Origin of the sequence: Penaeicola halotolerans (genome assembly GCF_016464625.1) — a bacterium.
Classification (GTDB): domain Bacteria; phylum Bacteroidota; class Bacteroidia; order Cytophagales; family Cyclobacteriaceae; genus Penaeicola; species Penaeicola halotolerans.
Map to the genome: position 1 here is coordinate 480,231 of NZ_JAEAGO010000002.1, position 18,283 is coordinate 498,513.

Sequence of the window (18,283 nt, forward strand, 5' to 3'; positions counted from 1 at the left end):
ATTCTCATGACCGATGGGTTAATATGGGAGTGTCACCTTTGTGATGAAATTTTATCTAACTCAATTAACCATTATGAAAAGACTTTCTTTATTATCCTTCATGCTCTTAGGAGCGCTACTCACGTTCACAGCGTGTAATGATGATGACGAGCCAAATCCAGATCAAGGTTCTAATGAGCTTATTGATGATTACAACAATCCAGAAGAGCTTAAGAGAAGACTTCCAGGTTCTATCACTACAGACAGAACATTGACTGCTGATACTACTTACTACATAGATGGTTATGTCTTCGTAGAGGGTGGTACTTTGACTATAGAGCCAGGTACTGTGATCATGGGTGTATCTCAGCCAACTGGAGAAAATCCAGGTAACGAGTCTGCACTGATCATCACTAGAGAGGCTCAAATAGATGCAGAAGGCACTCCTCAAGCACCTATCATTTTTACTTCTGAGTTAGACTCTGAAGCATTGGGTGGAGATATCTCTTTAAATCAAACAAATTCTAAACTTTGGGCAGGTCTTATCATCTTGGGTAAAGCTGAGATGAACGTAGGTGGAGCTACTGAAGTACAAATCGAAGGTATTCCTGACGGTGAGGCTAGAGCACTTTATGGTGGAAATGATAATGACCATAGCTCTGGTATCTTGAAGTATGTTTCTATCAGATTTACAGGTGCTGAGATCGGTCCTGGTGATGAGATCCAAGGTCTTACACTTGGTGGTGTAGGTAGAGAAACTGTCATAGAGGACATCGACATCTTCGTATCTGGTGATGACGGTATCGAGATCTTTGGTGGTACTGTAAATATCAAAAGAGTATCTGTAGCTTTTGCTGAAGATGATGCTTTTGACTTTGACCTAGGATGGTCTGGATATGCACAGTTTGTCTTTGCACTACAAGGTGGTAATGAATCAGATCACCTAGGTGAGTGGGACGGTGCTTCTCCTGACGATAGCCCGCTATACTGTACTGCGAGAATCTATAACGCAACATTTATAGGAAGAGGTCTTACAGATGGATCTAGATCAGCTGATGCTGCTACGATCTTGATGAGAGATGGTGCGGCTATCTCACTTTATAACTCTATCATCACTGAGGCAAACGGTAAAGGCTTAGAGGTAGAAGATAGAGGTGATAGCTTTGATTCTTATAACAAACTTGTGACTGAAGAAGAATACACAATCGGTGGTAACGTATGGTATGCTGGTAATGCTACTGGTATAGCAGATATGCTAGCGATCACTTCTGGTGCTACTGACGCAAACGGTCAAGCTATTATCGACCATTTGAATGCAAATGGGAATTCATTTATGAACCCAATGTTAGGTGGCATCGGTAGAACAAATGGTAGTGGGACATTGAACCCAATACCAGGTGCTGACCTAGGTGCACCAGTAGCTACTCCAACTGAAGCTGAAACTGTTAACTACAAAGGTGCTTTCAATCCTTCAGGTGCTTCTTGGATCGCTGGATGGACTACACTTGCGAGATTTGGATATCTTGCTGACTAATATTCAAGCATTAATCTAATGTTAAGGGAGTCGAAAGACCCCCTTTTTTATTTAATTTTTTGATAACCAGAATGAGGGTGATGCCTGCTCAAACAATACATAATTTTGTGCGGGTTAAATAAATAACAAATGAAAAAAATATTTCTTCTCTTATCATTATTCCTAATGACAAGTGCTTTGGTTTACGCTCAAAAAGGCACGATTACAGGAAAAGTAATTGATGAATCAAATGGAGAACCTCTTTTAGGAGTCAATGTATACATTGCCGCATTAGAAAAAGGTGTCTCTACGGACTTGGACGGTAAATTTTATTTAGAAGTAGAGCCAGGCACGTACTCGGTATTATTTTCTTATATTTTTTATCAAAAGAAAACTGTCAGTGATGTAGTCGTGACTGATGGTAAAGTAACTACGCTCAATCTTAGCCTACTTCCTGAAGATTTTCAGATGGAAGAAGTGACTGTCTCTGCAAAGAGAATGGATAATAATGAAATCGCTTTACTTCAACTACAGAAGCGTTCGCTATCTGTACAGGATGGTATCTCTGCTCAAGAAATCAATAAAGTAGGCTTCACCAACTCAGCTGAATCTATGAAGCAAGTCACTGGGGCTACTGTAGAAGGCGGAAAATACATCGTCATGAGAGGCTTAGGTGATAGATACAGTATCTCTACGATGGATGGTGTGACACTACCTAATACTGATCCTTATAAAAATAGTGCTGGTCTAGATCTTATCCCTACTTCTATGGTGGATAACCTAGTAGTTAAGAAAACATTCACTCCTGATTTACCGGGTAACTTTACAGGTGGAGCAGTCAATATCACTACTAAGACACTACCAGATCAGTATTACTTTACTTTTAATACTTCTTTTGGATTCAATGATCAAACTACCTTCAATAACGGTTTCAAAAGAGATCGCGTCAGAGGATCTTTAGATTGGTTAGGATATGATGATGGTAGCAGGGCTATTCCAAGAGGCTTTGAAAACAATCCATACCTAAGCAATACCAACTTATACAGAGTACAAATTGCTAATGGTGTGGCTTCACAGTCAGATATCGACAACTACAATGCTGCTATGAGAGGCTTTTCTGATAGGTCTTTTGAAGTAGACAATTACTCTCCTCCTATCAACCACTCAGTCAATGCTACAATAGGTAATAGAATAGCCGTTGGGGATAACTACTTGGGTTACAATGTCGGTATCAACTACAGAAGAAACTTTACTCAGTTTGATAACCGTGTCATCAATTCATACTTTGCTCAGATCAGTCCTGAAAATAGGATGCAAGATTTCTTGATCAACTCTGGTACAGAGAGTAATGAGCAGATTACACATGGACTTGTGGGTACACTTGCTTATCAGTACAAGCAAAAAAATAATATAGCGCTCAGTATGATGTATAATAATGGTACAGATAAATTTGTACTAGACATGACAGAAGGCTCATTTCCAGGGGCACTATCATTCGGAGCATACAGAAACAGGGTAATTGGTTTCACGCAAAGAAACTTGCTTAATTCACAGATCAAAGGTGATCATCAGTTAGACAAAACAAAAATTATCTGGTCTGCTAACTATATTGTCTCTAAGCAGTACGAGCCTGATACAAGATTTATCGGTTCTCCAGTGGATAACAATGGTGAGTACTTCTTCGTGAGAGAGGTAGATAGACCTTTCCACTTTTTTAGAGACTTGGTGGATAATCAAATAAACTTAAAACTAGACCTAGAGACCTCTATCAATGATAAATTAGATATCAAATATGGTTTCTTCGGTACGCGAAAAGATAGAGACTTCTCGGAAAGAAGATATCAGTTAGATGATACTGGCGTTCCAAACAATGACGAACGATACGTTACTTATCGTCAAGCCACTGGAGATTTTGATAGATTTTTTGCAGCAGGAAATATGGGCGTGATAGCTTTTGAGCAAGACGGCACACCAATATTTGGCAATGCTTTTAACGATAACTCAAGACCTGAAAACTTTTACACTGGTACAGAGCAAGTATTAGCTGGATATTTTATGGGTGTTTACGATTTGACAGCGAAGTTGAAAACAGTTATCGGTGCGAGAGTAGAGAAGACAGACTTTGAGGTGATCTCTCAAGTGCCTAATGCTACTCCAGGCATAATAGATGCGCTAGATGTGCTGCCTTCAGTAAACTTTATCTACAAATTGAGAGAGGAGTCAAATTTGAGGGTTTCGGCTACACAGACGCTCGCAAGACCTAATATGAGAGAGTTGGCTCCTTTTGCTTCTTTTGACTTGTTAGGAGGTTTCCCTGTCGTGGGTAACCCAAATTTGGATAGAACAAACATCACCAACTTGGATTTGAGATATGAGTTGTTTCCATCTGCAGCCGAATTATTTGCTATCAGTGTCTTTTACAAAAATTTCCAGAATCCTATCATACAAGAGCTAGATGTTGCTACAGATCAACCTCAATATAGATATGTAAATACTAATGAGGGTAATATCTATGGCGCAGAGATCGAGTTGAGAAAGAATCTTGACTTCATCACACCTGCTTTGAAAAACTTTAAGTTTAGCACTAACTTCACTTATATCTACTCCAGAGTTGATTTGAGCGAGCAGGAGTTTGAAGTAAGAAGAAGAATAGTTCCAGATATCGAGTCTTTCAGACCTTTTGCTTCTCAGTCTCCTTATATCTTTAACTTGATGTTGGGTTATGAGAATATCGACAAAGGCTGGGATATCAACTTATACACCAATCTATTTGGGGCTAGATTATTTGCAAATGGCTCGGGAGCAGCACCAGATATCTATGAGGTATATGGTAAAATCACCGATAAGGAGAACAATAGAATCACAAGTAATAGACCGACTCCTGAGATGAACTTGAAAATATCAAAAGCACTCAATGAGAAGTTTTCAGTGTCACTTACGGCTAATAACTTACTAGATTACAGTGTTATCAGGTATCAAGAAGATCAGGGTACTTTCTATACCACAGAGGCGTTTAACCCCGGAAGAACCTTTAGATTATCTTTCAACTACAATATTCAATAGTTTATTTATTTAACCATTTAACCTACTAATGCAGACAACCTGGCTTAATGAGTCAGGTTGTTTTTTTATTTTTAGCCAATGAAAGAAAGAATAGAAGCTTATAAACAATTCATCTGTGAGCGCGCTGCTAGCTATACCAAGCATCAGTATAATATGTATGAAGTAGATGCGCTACTGCGTCTTCCAGATAAGTTTGGAGGTGTCATTCCTCAAGAGCAAGCCGCTTCTGTAATGGATCAATTGGAAGCTTTGGTTAGTGTCATGCCTACCGCCTCTCAAAATGGTAGTGTGTATATCAAAGAGAAGACTAAGCTATTTTCATATTTGCAGAAAGCGTATAAAATATACCGTAAAGGCTTCTGGATGGTCATCATGATGCCTGCGATGATGGCTATAGGTATTCCGATCGGCATGGCTATGGATAATCTAGCACTAGGTATTCCAATTGGTATGTCCATAGGTTCTGTCATTGGCCTGCTCATAGATCAAAAAACTGCGAAAGAAGGTCGTCAGCTTTGACATAAAAAAGCCTCTACTTTACAGCAGAGGCTTTTCGTTGTATGATCAAATCATTTTACCTTCCTTGTTCTTTCATGAAGTCTGATTTCTTGATTCCTTTTAGGATGATATACAAGATACCTGATCCTATGAAGCCATAAAACCAAATACCTTGATTCCATGAGGCTTCCAGCTGTCCATCTATAGCGAGTGCTACCAATTCAAATAGATAGATCAAGACGAAGATAGCGAGCAAGCCATTTTTTTCTTTTTTCAGCACTTTTTTGATGCTAAACGGAATGCTAGGCTTTTTGAAGTTTTTAAAACTTGGGATAAAAGCTGGTGTTCTCGCTGCCCAATCGGTATATCTTTCAGCAAATTTTTTGCGTAAAAACTGCTCCTCAGCGTACATGATGCGCTCATAATATACCCAGTACATCAGGCAAAATGCTACGATAAACCAAAGGTTTTCCGTAAGCATAGCGATGCCTAGCCACATAAAGAAGTTGCCAACATAAAGTGGATGTCTCACAGTAGAGTAGATACCTGTAGTATTGACTACATCAGCTACCTGCCCTTCAGCAGTATTTCTACCAGAAGTATTGGCGGGAGTGTATCCTACTGTGTAGATTCTGATCAAGAGTCCAAACAGACACACAGCTAAGCAGATGATTTTAAAGGTTTCTTCCGTCACTATGCCGTCTATACTAGTAGGCACATTAGCCCACTCTTGATAAGCAAATACTGCTAAACTTAATATTAAGATAATCAATGGGAGATTGCTTCGATGTCTAAACAGGAAATTACCCTGTTGCTCCATTTCTTCTTGTAATGCCATAGTTTATTGGTGGTTAATGTATTTTTGACCCTAAAATGCTTTCAATCACTACTAAAGTGTTTGAATCGACTCGAAAGATAAGGACAAGATGTCAATTCTACAGCATCTTAGCTTTCGAGACGCTTATTTTTTTAATTAGCTAGATGAAGTAATTGTTAATAAATCAAAAAAATGTGAAGAAGGCAAACAAAGTCCTAACTTCAAAGTCATCATCATATGGATAAGAATATGCGCATATTGATCACTGGAGGAACGGGTTTGGTAGGAACTGTTTTGACTAAGCTCTTGATAGATAAAGGACATGAAGTGGCTCATCTCAGTCGTAGTAAAGCTGATGGCTTGATCAAGACTTTCACTTGGGATATTACCAAAAGGCAAATAGACCAAGAAGGGATCGAGTGGGCAGATGCTATCATACACTTAGCAGGGGCTGGCGTAGCAGAGAAGCGCTGGTCCGTAGATCGCAAGGCTGAAATCCTGCATAGTAGAACACATAGCACACAGCTACTTCGAGAAGCGATTGATCGTGCAACTAATAGGCCCACAATATTTGTATCCGCAAGTGCCATAGGAATCTATGGAGCTGATACAGGAACGTCTCTTCTAGATGAGTCTGCACCAGCTGGTTCTGATTTCTTAGCACAAGTAGTGCAGGCATGGGAGCATGAAGTGACACAGATCGAAACATTGGGTTTGAGAACTGTGATGGTTCGCATAGGTATTGTCTTGGCAAAGGAAGGAGGCGCACTTCCTCAGATGCTACAGCCACCAGTGGCGGCCCCACTCGGATCGGGCGATCAATACATGAGCTGGATTCATATCCAAGACTTAGCGGAGCTCTTTTTATTTGCATTGACGCATGAGATCAGTGGGGCTTTCAATGCAGTGGCTCCACATCCCGAGACCAATAGAGACTTGACTCAAAAGGCGGCTAAAGCTAAAGGGAAATTTTTTCTAGGTATTTCTGTTCCGGGGTTTTTACTCAAATTGATATTAGGAGAAATGGCGCAGATTGTCTTGGGAGGTTCTAAACTTTCAGCTCAAAAGATAACTGCTGCTGGTTTTCAGTTTAAATACCCACGTGTAGAAGATGCGTTAAGGGATATTTTCAGTAAGTGATTGATAGAGCGTTACCATTCCGAGTAAAACGATGAGCACAAGAACGATTTTTTTGAAGAGCATCTCGGGGATATACTGGAGAATTTTCTTTCCTATCCATGAGCCTAAGAATGCGATGATGATTAGCGTAGGGAAGTAGTATAAATGACTGCGGTCTAGATAGCCTTGGCTCAGGTAGATGATACTCCTGCTCAGGTCAACGCCAAAATCTATGGCTGAGGAAGTGGCTATAAATGCATTTTTGCTCAAGCTAAAAGCAGCCAATGTCAATCCACGAATAGCTCCTCCCGTACCTACTAATCCAGCTAGAAATCCTGATATGGTACCACCAAGTAGTGTATTTTTGGTGCTTGGCTGAAACGTGAGGTTTGGTTTGACTAAAAAGAGTGTTCCCATAGCGATCAGAAAAGCACCAAGGGCTACTTTGGCCCAATAAAGCTCTATAAGGTTAGTTAGAATAGCTCCTATTGAGACAAAAACCACTGCAGGGATGCCTAGTGTCCAAGAGATTTTCCAATCAATATGTTTGAAAAACAAGATCAGTTTGGCGGAGTTGCTAAACACATGAAAAAGTGCTGTAATCCCAAGCACCGTCTGAAAATCAAAGAAAAACTGAGCTAGTGGTACAAAGAGCATGGATGAACCAAAGCCTCCTATAGTCCCCAAGATCTCAGCGATGAGTGCTAGTAAGGCAAATAAAATGAGAGATTTGAGTGCCATGTCCTTTTTTAATTAAATGTATTCAAAATCAGCAAGAAGATTTATATTTGCTATACAAAAGGTGATGGGGTTCCACCTGCAACCGCCCTTACAGGGCTGATGACTCCTGTTTCAGTCGCTTTATAAGCTAGATATGCATATGTCCAGAAACAGGTTTGTCTCCAAATTTCTCTCTTCTCGTGATGTCCTTAGTGGCTATTTTCTTATCAAATGGTTCATCATAGCCTTGGTGATCAGCGTGCCTATTGGTATATCTTCGGCATTTTTTTTATGGTCATTGGCGGGGGTGACTGAGTTTCGCACCGCTCATCTGTGGATAGTGGCAGGCCTTCCACTCGCAGGTCTTTTGATTGGTTGGCTTTATCAGCGATATGGCACTTCAGTGCTTAGAGGAAATAACCAGTTGCTAGAATCATATTATGCTCCAGCGCAAGCTATTCCCTTCAGGATGGCGCCATTAGTGTTGATAGGCACTTTGATTACGCACCTTTTTGGGGGATCTGCTGGTCGAGAGGGAACTGCCGTACAGATGGCAGGAGCGATTGCAGATCGTGTCTATGCTTGGATTCCTCTATCCAAGCTTGAGAGGAGATTATTGCTTTTGATGGGAATAAGCGGGGGATTTGCCGCTGTCTTTGGGACGCCTTGGGCGGGCGCTTTCTTTGCGCTTGAAGTGGTTGTGATAGGTCGTTACCGTTGGTGGGCGCTTCCATTTTTGCTCATCGTAGCCTATACGTCTGATTGGGTTTGTCATGCCACAGGTGTAGGTCATATTTCCTATTTCATTGATGACTTCTTTTCATTTTCTGTAGTTGATCTAAGTAGTGTCTTTTTGGCTAGCGTGGCTTTTGGGATCATGGGTGCTGTATTTGCGTGGGCTTGTCATTTTTGGGCAGAGTTTTTCAAAGGCCTTGTGAGTAAAGCTATGTGGAGGCCTTTTGTTGGGGGAGTTTTTATCGCATTAAGTGTTTGGATGATGGGTACAGACAGGTATATAGGTTTGGGGATACCTACGATCATTGAGTCCTTTGAGGGACCGCTTCCTTGGTATGATTTTATTGTCAAAACACTCACTACATCATTTACACTAGGGGCTGGATTCAAGGGAGGTGAAGTGACACCGCTATTTTTTGTAGGTGCTACCATGGGCAATGCACTCTCTCAGTTTTTTACTACTCCTTTACCTTTATTGGTGGCTAGTGGTTTTGTGGGGGTGTTTTCTGGAGCTACTAAGACGCCTATCGCTTGTACACTGATGGGCATGGAGCTATTTGGAGCACAGCATGGACTTTGGTTGGCACTTGCTTGTTGGGTAGCCTATTGGGCCTCAGGTCAGACGGGTATCTACGGTGCGCAGCGATTTTATAAGAGAGCGATCTTGTTTGGTAAAATGCGGTTTGGCCTTTAGTTGTGATGTATTAAGAAAGCCGATTTTTGCCGTAAGTAAACCAAATGATGGCTCCTAAAAGTGGTGCTATAAGTACTATTACGATCCAGAGCAATTTATCTGTTTCGCTTTTGAAAGTATTCGTTCGAAGTACATCGATCAGAGCGAAGATGCTGATGATCAAGATTATAGAACCGTAGCCAATCATAGCGTTATTTTTTTGAATGAAATTAGGTAAAAGCCTCTAATCTGCCAAGTAAATGCCAGCCCACTAGTCAGATAATGTAACCTTCTGCCAAAAAAGGATATTTGGAGATTTTCTTTTCCCTAAATTAAAGGCACTAATCAGGAAATCAACCTAAAAAAGAACACCATGAAAAGAATATTTACTCTGGTAATGGCTTTATTGACTGTTGGCTTTGTACAAGCACAAGTCACGATGGACTATTACTTACCTCAGGATGTCACTTATGACCCTAACATCCCTACACCTGAGTCGGTACTCGGCTATGTGCCTGGTGAGTGGCATGTGAGCCATGACCAATTGGCAATGTACATGAGAACGCTAGCTGCAGCGTCTGATCGTATGACGATCGAGGAGTACGGGCGATCTTATGAGAACAGACCTTTGTACCTTTTGACGATCACAAGCCCTGCTAACCATAGCAAAATCGATCAGATCAAAGCGGATCATAAGAAACTTGTAGATCCAGCAGTATCTGGGAGTCTAGACGTCAAAAATATGCCTGGAGTCCTTTGGATGGGCTATAGCGTGCACGGTAATGAGCCAAGTGGTAGCAATGCTGCATTGATGGTGGCTTACTATTTTGCTGCCGCACAAGGTCAAGACATTGAAAATAAGCTGAAGGACTTAGTGATTCTTTTTGATCCGTCTATCAACCCTGATGGACTCAATAGATTTGCTAGCTGGGTGAATACGCATAAGAGTAAAAACCTAGTCTCAGATCCTAACTCAAGAGAATTTAATGAAGCTTATCCAGGCGGTCGTACCAATCACTATTGGTTTGATCTTAACAGAGACTGGCTTCCAGTACAGCATCCAGAGTCAAGAGGTCGTATCAAGAAGTTTCAAGAGTGGAGACCAAACATCTTGACAGATCACCATGAGATGGGAACTAATAGCACTTTCTTCTTCCAGCCAGGAGTGCCAGCGAGAAATAACCCGAATACTCCTTGGAAAAACTTTGAGTTGACAGAGAAGATCGGAACTTATCATGCAAAGTTTTTAGATCAAATCGGCTCACTTTATTACAGTCAAGAGAGCTTTGACGACTTCTATTACGGTAAAGGCTCGACTTATCCTGATGTACAGGGTTCGATAGGTATTTTATTTGAGCAGGCGAGCTCTAGAGGACATTTACAGGAAAGTGTCAACGGTCCACTTTCATTTCCTTTTACTATCAGAAATCAGTTCGTAACCTCTATGTCTACGCTACAAGCTGGCTATGAGATGCGTGAGGAATTGCTCAACTTCCAGAGAAACTTCTATCAAGAAGCTAAAAAAGAAGCTGCAGCAGATCCAGTGAAGGCTTATATCTTCGGAGCAGACGAGGACAAGACCAAAGCCGCTCACCTAGCGGATATCATCTCTTTTCACGACATTGAGATGTACCGTCCTGCTGGGGAAGTCAAGATCAATGGAAAAGTATTCAAGCCAGAGAGTAGCTATATCATTCCAACTAATCAGCCTCAGTATAAGCTGATCAATTCAATGTTTGAAACGCGCACCACCTTCAAGGATAGTTTATTCTATGACATTTCTTCGTGGACACTTCCTTATGCATTCAACTTAGAGTTTGATAAAATCAGCGGAAAACCATCCCTTGGAGAGCGTGTAACAGAAGTAAAGCGTCCTGAAGGTAAAGTACTTGGCGGTGTAAGTGACTATGCTTATGCTTTTGAGTGGTTTGAGTATTATGCTGCGAGAGCTGCCTATCAGTTGATGGATAAAGGCCTCAACATCAAAGTGATGCAAGAGCCATTTACTTCAGCTGACGGAAGAGAATTTGCGAGAGGGACTATTTTGATTCCTAATAGTCTACAAAAGCATACGCAAGAAGAGCTACATGCCCTCATGGAACAAGTAGCTAAAGACAACGGTGTCGATATCTACGCGCTTAATACAGGTAATACTAAAGGCGTGATGCTAGGTAGCCCTAACCTCACTAACCTAGAGAAGCCACGAGTAGCTCTCCTCGTGGAGAGTGGCGCAAGCAGCAACAATGCAGGTGAAGTATGGCACTTATTAGATCAGCGATTTGATATTCCGACTACTTTACTTCCTACTGGAGATGTCAATAGAACAGACCTCAGCCGCTACAATGTGATCATCATGGTCAGTGGAAACTATGGGAATATCAATAAAGATGTCCTTAGAAATTGGGTAGCTGGAGGAGGTACGATCGTGGCGATGCAAGGAGCAGTTTCTTGGCTAGCAGCCAATGGTATAGGCAACTTCAAATTCAAGTCTGGCGGTAGCGGAGAGGAGAATCCTGCGCAATTGCCATATGCTTCTAGATCAGACTTCTATGGTGCACAGCGACTAGGTGGAGCGATTTTCAATGCCAAACTAGATCTGACGCATCCAGTAGCTTATGGCCATAAGCGTGCAGAGACGTATCTCTTTAGAAATACAACGCTATTTATGGAGCCAGCGAGTAGTCCATTTGCTAATCCTGTGATGTACACAGATCAGCCTTTGGCATCTGGCTATATCACTAAGCCACAGCTAGCCCAACTGAAAAACTCTGCTGGTGTAGTAGTGTCTGGAGTTGGTAGAGGCTCTGTTATAGGCTTTACAGACAATCCAAACTTCAGAGCATTCTGGTTTGGAACTAACAAACTTTTCATCAATAGTATCTTCTTCGGACAGATCACTAGATAAGTTGAATTGAGCATTCATTTAAACCCGACTGCTGAAAAGTGGTCGGGTTTTTCTTTTGCATCAAATGCGTAAAAAGCTGATTTTCGCTTTTGATCAGGGATAAATTCCTTAATTTTAAGCATTCATATAGGAACAGATGAATCAAAAGTTTTTTCCCCTAGATAAGAATTACATCCTGAGGCAAGCTCAAGAATCGGCAGAAGCGCAATTATTGCCAGCACTTATTGCTATACTGAAGGAGTCATACGTCCAACTTTTTAATCCGCTAGGTCTACAGGATAGCTTGAGTAGACAGATTGCTCAAGCTTCAAACTTTCCGACTACTTACATCAGTGCTATCTATCATCAGTTAGCAGGGATTTATCGCTATAAGTTTGGGTCAAATCAGCTAGAGTTTCTTTTTGATGGTCGCACGCATTTGGAAAAATATCAAGAAGACTGGACCGAACAGCTATGCGCTTGGATGAGATTTTTCTGCCAAGATGAGACTTTTGTAAAAGCTGTGCTAAAGATGACAATTCTATTCGACAAAGATACCAGAGCGATCTGTGCGGAAAACATGATCAAGGTAATGATCAATGAGCACTTTGCTGTGAAGGTAATCAAACGAAAAGGTGTCTTGAAGCTAAAGACAGCCTGATATTATCTTCGAAAGTCAAAGTCTTCATAATTTTTCAAACTCAGCTCTTCTACCTCCACTTTGTCTACAACTGCTTGACTAGGTCCTGAGTGCACCCATTCGATGAGCTTTTGTACTTGTTCCTCGTCACCTTCTGCTTCTATCAATACACTGCCATCTGGCATATTGCGTACCCAGCCAGTTAGTCCGAGTGAGACAGCTTTTTCTACGGTGCTGGCACGATAGTATACTCCTTGTACTTTGCCATAGACTTGTATGCGTTGACAGACTTTCAAGGCTTATTTAATTTGAGTGATGATATTTACTCCGGAACTAGTGCCGAGTCTATCAGCTCCAGCGGTGATCATAGCGATGGCTTGCTCGTATGTTTTGATGCCTCCTGAGGCTTTGATGCCTATGTTAGAGGGTAGTACTTCGCGTATGAGCTTGATATGATTGACTTGTGCCCCTTCTGGTGCAAATCCTGTAGAGGTCTTCACAAAATCCACTCCAGCATCTGCACATATTTTGCAGGCTTTGATGATTTCATCTTCCGTCAGATAAGCGGTCTCTATGATGACTTTGAGCACTTTTTCAGCTTCATGTGTAATGCTAGCTATTTTAGCGATTTCTATCTTTGGCCATGTGAGCCCTGCCTTAAAAGCAGAAATATTCCAGACCAAGTCTAGTTCATCCGCACCATTTTTGATGGCTTGCTTGGCTTCAAAGGCTTTGACTTCAGTCATCTGATAGCCTAATGGAAAACCGATCACAGTCACTAGCTGTGTATCACTTTCTCCAAGGTCTCTTTTTGCCTTTTCTACCCAAAATGGTGGGACACATATGCCACCAAATTCATGCGTTTTTGCGTCAGAAACAAGTTGTTCTATATCGGCATCTACGAGTGTGGGTTTGAGGTTAGTTTGCTCTATGTATCTATGTAGATTTTTCATGCGGAGGACTCGTCTTTGATTGATTAACCAAAATTAGGCAGGAGCGTTCACATAATCACTTAAATAGGCATAAGGAGGCGTTAATTTTCCAGCATGAGCAATAGTGGCTCTTTGTAGCATAGGGTTTTGAGCGTCCATGATCACGGGTATGACATGGGTCATTAGTTGCTTGCCAAAAGATAAGGAAGCGTCTCTTGGTAGCTCACAAGGAAGATTATCTATAGCCATGACGCTGATATGGTCTTCATCAGAGAAAGCAGATTTTTCTTCTAATGAGATGGTCTCTATATCATATACTGGATCTAAGATCGTACTCGCTCGATGTGTGGTAGGGATGGATCCATCGATATCACAAGTCACATCTGCAATCACACGGATTTTAAAGTCAATATTTCCAACAGCTGCTTTTTCAAAAAGTCTAGGCGCTTTAGGATCCCAGTAGGCACAAGCGATCAACATATCAGCTACAGCAGCAAAGTGCATGAAGGTACTTTTAAAAGCCGTTGGGTCTTTATAAAAATCTTGTTTAGAGAAATCGCCACCATCTTTTCTCTCATGATAATCTGCACTACTGAGTGCTGCATAGACGGGATGGTCAAAGTTTTGCTCTAGAAGTTCTGTCGGTGAGACTTTGGCTATGCCCATACGATCCAGCACTCCCATAGCACCACCAGCTACTCGGCCACCTCCTGTGAGGACGATTTTGATTGGAGGTAGATTCACTTTAGCATACTCTGTTTCCATATCTGCTAAGTCAAAACAGTCTTTGGCTCGTCTTAGATCAAAGCATTTGTACTTTTTACCATAAGTCCAAATGGCATTATAAGCACCGACTATTCCAGCATATTTTCCAAAAGCTGTCACTCGCTCCCCTCTCTCGTCTACGAGGCATTCATAGTCTATCAGGGTGATATTTTTAGCCAAAATGGCTTGAAGTAGCTTTCGATTATGTGCTTGTTTTTTGATCGTATGAGAAAAGAAGAAATAAGTCTTATCAGGAATCAGTGAGTCGATAGGTACTTCTTTGATTCCTATGAGGATATCAGATTGACCGAGTGCCGCGCTACATTCGATTCCATGGTCTTTATATTCTTGATCAGTATAGCATCTAAACTCACTTGGCTCGATACTTATAGAAAGTTGGTTCTGCGAGTCTTCTTGAATTTGCTTACATTGCTGTGGACTAAAGGCCACTCTTTTGTCAGCGGGCACTTTTCCTTCTCTGATGAGTGTGATTTTCATAGATGCTCAAAAAAATTATCAAACTGGTTTCTCATGATAGGTGATTATACAATCTTAATCCTTTCTTGGGTCGCTTTTTACAGCTTACATAGCTTGCTGGCTAGCGACAAGTTAACAAGAAAATATCAGCCAACTGAGGCTTCTCGATTTAATCGCTACCGGCTGTTGTTTTCCTTATTTTTCACCATATTTTTATTGGTCATCATGGTCTTTTCGGTCAGGATCACAGAAGATTTTTTGTTTGAACAAAGTCGCCAAACGATCTACATAGGATTATTGCTGACTACTGTTGGCGTGCTGATCATCAAGCGGGCATTTAGACACATGAGTGTTAGATCATTTTTAGGTTTGCAAAAAGAGCAGCAAGGCAAAAAAGAGCTAGTCATCCAAGGAGCTTATGCTTGGGTGAGGCATCCCATTTATTCTGGTACTTTATTGATTTTTATAGGTTATCTGATTTACTACCCAACTGGGTCAAGTCTGATTCATTTACTGATGACATTGGTATATTTACCTATCGGGATTAGGCTAGAAGAGCAAAAGCTGACTGCCCTATTTGGAGAGGATTATTTGAGGTATAAAACACGAGTGAAGGCAGTCATCCCTCGGCTACTATAAAAAAACCTCGGTGTTAGCCGAGGTCTCTGTTATCATTTCTTTCCTTTTTTCTTAGGGATGTCTAGATCGTCTCTATCTCTGAGTTTCTTATCATCTACTGTCTTATTGAGAAAATCATTGATCTTGTCAATATCAAAAGAAGTCTTGATCTCTCCAAAGGAGTCAATATTGATATCGAAGCCTTTCAAGTCATCATGAACTCGAGGCTTTTGCTCTTCTTTTTTTTCTTTATCCTCAGATTTCTTTGCCATATCAATGAATATAAGCTTTCAAATTGTCAATTGCAAAATCAATACGCTTAATGACTTCCTCTTTGCCAATAATTTCGATCACTTCCATCAGATCAGGACCAGCACCGACTCCAGTGATGGCGAGTCTCACGCCTTGCATGACTTTGCCCATACCGATTCCTTTTTTCTCTAAAGCAGTAGTCAAAAGCGCCTTAGCTAGCTCTGGGGTGATTGTTTCAGTGTTTGCCAGTAACTCTTCTTTATAAGCGGTCAAGGCATTGACAGTATCGTTATTCCATTTTTTCTCAGCGATCTTCTCATCAAAGCTCGTTGGAGATAGGAAGAAAAATTTACCCTCTTTCCAAAAGTCTGTAGGGAAGGTAGCACGCTCTTTCATCACCCCACATACTTTAGCGGCTTTCTCAGGCGTACAAGCTATTCCCTCTTGCTTCAGTGAAGCTAGTAGGTATTCAGCTAGTTCCACATTTGGCTTGGCTCTGAGGTATATTTCATTGAACCAGTTGGCTTTGTTGATGTCAAACTTAGTCCCAGACTTACCGATACGCTCGACTGTGAAGGCTTCGATGAGTTGTTCTTTAGAGAAAATCTCCTCTTGATTGCCTGGATTCCAGCCAAGTAGTGCTAGGAAGTTGACAAATGCGTCTGGAAGATAGCCTGACTCTCTGAATCCTGCTACTTGACCACCAGTATTTGGATCGGTCCACTCCAGTGGAAATACAGGGAATCCGTGCTTTTCGGCATCACGCTTACTGAGTTTGCCATTACCATCAGGCTTGAGCAAGAGGGGTAAGTGTGCAAATTGAGGCATGGTATCTTCCCAGCCGAAGTATTTGTAAAGTAGGACGTGTAGCGGTGCTGAAGGCAGCCATTCTTCACCCCTGATGACATGCGTGATTCCCATGAGGTGGTCATCTACGATATTGGCCAAGTGATAAGTAGGCATCCCGTCAGACTTCATGAGTACCTTATCATCTAGTGTAGATGAATGTACCATGACCCATCCACGGATCATGTCATTGAGTCTGACTTCCTCTTTTCTTGGGATTTTGATACGGATCACATAAGGTTCTCCAGAAGCTAGTCTCGCTTTTACCTCATCTTCAGGAAGGGTTAGCGAGTTTTTCATGGTAGTTCTGGTGATCGAATTGTACTGTGGGGATACCACACGGGCAGCAGTTAGGCGCTCACGCATCGCATCTAGTTCTTCTGAGGTGTCAAAAGCATAGTAAGCGTGGCCTTTCTCTACTAAGTCTAGGGCGTACTGCATATACATAGCCTTACGCTCAGACTGTCTGTATGGGCCATGAGGACCGCCTTTCCACGGATCTTCATCTGTTTCTATCCCTGCCCAGGCTAGGGATTCTTTGATATATTCTTCAGCTCCAGGGACAAATCTCGTCTGGTCAGTATCTTCTATTCTGATGAGGAATTTCCCTCCATTTTTCTTTGCAAAAAGGTAATTGTATAGGGCCGTTCTCACCCCTCCGATATGTAGAGCTCCTGTTGGGCTAGGAGCAAATCTTACGCGAACTTCTCTTTCCATATTGATATGAATGCTGTGTAAGGGAAAATGTTTGCTAATCCCTATTATTTGAAAATTTAGGGGCAAAGGTACGAAAATTAAAATAAGTCGCTATGTGCCTGAATAATATTAGCTACAGCTTATTTAGTGAGGAGTTGGTGAAGTAGTCGCTGACTTGCGCGCATTTTTCTAGAGAATGTGTTGACTGCAAAAAGGTAATTGAATGTGCCAAAGCTGATAAATAAAGCGGCAAAGAGTATTTGCTCTTTGAGGATGATCAGATAGAGCGCCATCAAGAGGCAAACTGCTGACCAAAAGAACAGAAAACAGATAGAACTAAAGAAAAGCTGATAGGTGATGAATATGATGGTGCCGCTTTTGGCAGTTTCTATTCTTCCTTTGATTTGGGGCAAAAAGCTATCCGCTCTTTTGATAAAGGGCGAAATACTAAATGAATGCTCTCCGATTTTGCCATTGAAGAAATAATGAGACTCCTCACGATAAGTACTGCTATCTAAAAAGTCTACATCTAAGGTAACTGTTTCCAGTCTGGTACAGACATCTTCTCTTGTAAGGGAGGATACGAGTATTTCACTGGATTTTGGGTAGAGCAGCATGATAGCATAAATCAAAATGAAGGGTAAGTGTTTACCTACCCTTGATTATTTAACGGCTATGCATGAGATCTCCACATTGACATTTTTAGGTAAGCAACTCACCTCGACAGTCTCACGAGCAGGAGGGTTCACTTTGAAGTACTGCCCATAAGCTTCATTAATCGTGGCAAATTGCTCCATGTCTTTGATGAAAATGGTACACTTCACGATATCAGCAAACTGATAGCCTGCGGCATTGAGTATGGCATCTAGGTTTTTCATCACAGCATGGGTCTCTTCTGTGATGTTTTCATTGATGAGCTCTCCAGTGTGTGCATCTAGTGCGATTTGGCCTGATACGTAGAGGGTATTGCCTGCTTCTATTGCTTGATTATAAGGGCCTATTGGAGCAGGGGCTTCTTTTGTTTGAATGATTCTTTTAGACATATTCGTATGATTT

At 41.4% G+C, this 18,283-nt stretch carries 18 protein-coding genes and 1 riboswitch; of the genes, 8 read left to right on the forward strand and 10 right to left on the reverse strand.

From position 1 onward, the window contains the following. Positions 1-73 precede the first annotated feature (73 nt). The 3 genes from I5349_RS06350 to I5349_RS06360 all read left to right on the forward strand — a co-directional run bounded on the left by I5349_RS06350 (position 74) and on the right by I5349_RS06360 (position 5,074). Positions 74-1,513, forward strand: coding sequence for a beta-helix domain-containing protein (locus tag I5349_RS06350; protein ID WP_226389905.1), 1,440 nt, complete (start codon positions 74-76; stop codon positions 1,511-1,513). A gap of 129 nt (positions 1,514-1,642) precedes the next feature. After that, positions 1,643-4,555, forward strand: coding sequence for a TonB-dependent receptor (locus tag I5349_RS06355; RefSeq protein WP_226389906.1), 2,913 nt, complete (start codon positions 1,643-1,645; stop codon positions 4,553-4,555). 78 nt (positions 4,556-4,633) lie between these two features. After that, positions 4,634-5,074 (forward strand): hypothetical protein, encoded by a 441-nt coding sequence (locus tag I5349_RS06360; RefSeq protein ID WP_226389907.1) that lies wholly within the window; start codon positions 4,634-4,636, stop codon positions 5,072-5,074. A 55-nt stretch (positions 5,075-5,129) separates the two neighbouring features. On the opposite strand, the gene I5349_RS06365 is transcribed toward I5349_RS06360, so the two are convergent. Then, entirely contained in the window at positions 5,130-5,891 is a 762-nt protein-coding gene (locus tag I5349_RS06365) for a methyltransferase family protein (RefSeq protein ID WP_226389908.1), read from the reverse strand. 216 nt (positions 5,892-6,107) lie between these two features. Between I5349_RS06365 and I5349_RS06370 the strand changes: the two genes are divergently transcribed. Next, the gene (locus I5349_RS06370; protein WP_226389909.1) at positions 6,108-7,010 is read left to right on the forward strand and encodes a TIGR01777 family oxidoreductase; all 903 of its coding nucleotides are present in this window, start codon (positions 6,108-6,110) and stop codon (positions 7,008-7,010) included. On the opposite strand, the gene I5349_RS06375 is transcribed toward I5349_RS06370, so the two are convergent. Further along, positions 6,987-7,730 (reverse strand): sulfite exporter TauE/SafE family protein, encoded by a 744-nt coding sequence (locus tag I5349_RS06375; RefSeq protein WP_226389910.1) that lies wholly within the window; start codon positions 7,728-7,730, stop codon positions 6,987-6,989. The two genes, I5349_RS06370 and I5349_RS06375, sit on opposite strands and share 24 nt — an antisense overlap. A gap of 51 nt (positions 7,731-7,781) precedes the next feature. After that, positions 7,782-7,846, forward strand: a riboswitch (Fluoride riboswitch). Positions 7,847-7,869: 23 nt separating this feature from the next. Between I5349_RS06375 and I5349_RS06380 the strand changes: the two genes are divergently transcribed. Continuing rightward, positions 7,870-9,138 carry a chloride channel protein gene (locus I5349_RS06380; protein ID WP_226389911.1) on the forward strand — a complete coding sequence of 423 codons (1,269 nt, stop codon included), beginning with the start codon at positions 7,870-7,872 and terminating at the stop codon, positions 9,136-9,138. Positions 9,139-9,148: 10 nt separating this feature from the next. On the opposite strand, the gene I5349_RS06385 is transcribed toward I5349_RS06380, so the two are convergent. Continuing rightward, complete coding sequence (locus tag I5349_RS06385) at positions 9,149-9,325, reverse strand: PLDc N-terminal domain-containing protein (RefSeq protein WP_226389912.1); 177 nt, start codon at positions 9,323-9,325, stop codon at positions 9,149-9,151. 165 nt (positions 9,326-9,490) lie between these two features. Between I5349_RS06385 and I5349_RS06390 the strand changes: the two genes are divergently transcribed. After that, on the forward strand, positions 9,491-12,022 hold the full coding sequence (locus I5349_RS06390; RefSeq protein ID WP_226389913.1) for a M14 family metallopeptidase: 2,532 nt from the start codon (positions 9,491-9,493) through the stop codon (positions 12,020-12,022). Positions 12,023-12,158: 136 nt separating this feature from the next. Continuing rightward, positions 12,159-12,662 carry a hypothetical protein gene (locus I5349_RS06395; RefSeq protein WP_226389914.1) on the forward strand — a complete coding sequence of 168 codons (504 nt, stop codon included), beginning with the start codon at positions 12,159-12,161 and terminating at the stop codon, positions 12,660-12,662. A 2-nt stretch (positions 12,663-12,664) separates the two neighbouring features. On the opposite strand, the gene I5349_RS06400 is transcribed toward I5349_RS06395, so the two are convergent. Genes I5349_RS06400 through I5349_RS06410 form a run of 3 tightly spaced genes read right to left on the reverse strand, consistent with a single transcriptional unit; the run spans position 12,665 to position 14,836 of the window. Next, positions 12,665-12,937: an acylphosphatase gene (locus tag I5349_RS06400; protein ID WP_226389915.1), complete on the reverse strand. Its 273-nt coding sequence runs from the start codon at positions 12,935-12,937 to the stop codon at positions 12,665-12,667. 3 nt (positions 12,938-12,940) lie between these two features. Next, positions 12,941-13,594, reverse strand: coding sequence for a deoxyribose-phosphate aldolase (gene deoC, locus I5349_RS06405; RefSeq protein WP_226389916.1), 654 nt, complete (start codon positions 13,592-13,594; stop codon positions 12,941-12,943). Between the two features lie 33 nt (positions 13,595-13,627). Next, positions 13,628-14,836, reverse strand: coding sequence for an NAD(P)-dependent oxidoreductase (locus tag I5349_RS06410; protein WP_226389917.1), 1,209 nt, complete (start codon positions 14,834-14,836; stop codon positions 13,628-13,630). A 33-nt stretch (positions 14,837-14,869) separates the two neighbouring features. Here I5349_RS06410 and I5349_RS06415 point away from each other — a divergent pair, with 33 nt between their 5' ends. After that, complete coding sequence (locus I5349_RS06415; RefSeq protein WP_226389918.1) at positions 14,870-15,454, forward strand: methyltransferase family protein; 585 nt, start codon at positions 14,870-14,872, stop codon at positions 15,452-15,454. 32 nt (positions 15,455-15,486) lie between these two features. Here the strand turns inward: I5349_RS06415 and I5349_RS06420 are convergent, their stop codons facing one another. The 4 genes from I5349_RS06420 to I5349_RS06435 all read right to left on the reverse strand — a co-directional run bounded on the left by I5349_RS06420 (position 15,487) and on the right by I5349_RS06435 (position 18,270). Then, positions 15,487-15,705 (reverse strand): hypothetical protein, encoded by a 219-nt coding sequence (locus I5349_RS06420; RefSeq protein ID WP_226389919.1) that lies wholly within the window; start codon positions 15,703-15,705, stop codon positions 15,487-15,489. A gap of 1 nt (position 15,706) precedes the next feature. Continuing rightward, positions 15,707-17,248, reverse strand: a complete 1,542-nt coding sequence (gene gltX / locus I5349_RS06425) for a glutamate--tRNA ligase (protein WP_226389920.1) — start codon at positions 17,246-17,248, stop codon at positions 15,707-15,709. Positions 17,249-17,367: 119 nt separating this feature from the next. Further along, on the reverse strand, positions 17,368-17,844 hold the full coding sequence (locus I5349_RS06430) for a hypothetical protein (RefSeq protein WP_226389921.1): 477 nt from the start codon (positions 17,842-17,844) through the stop codon (positions 17,368-17,370). A 45-nt stretch (positions 17,845-17,889) separates the two neighbouring features. Next, a complete protein-coding gene (locus tag I5349_RS06435; RefSeq protein ID WP_226389922.1) occupies positions 17,890-18,270 on the reverse strand; it encodes a RidA family protein in 381 nt (126 codons plus the stop codon). Positions 18,271-18,283 lie beyond the last annotated feature (13 nt).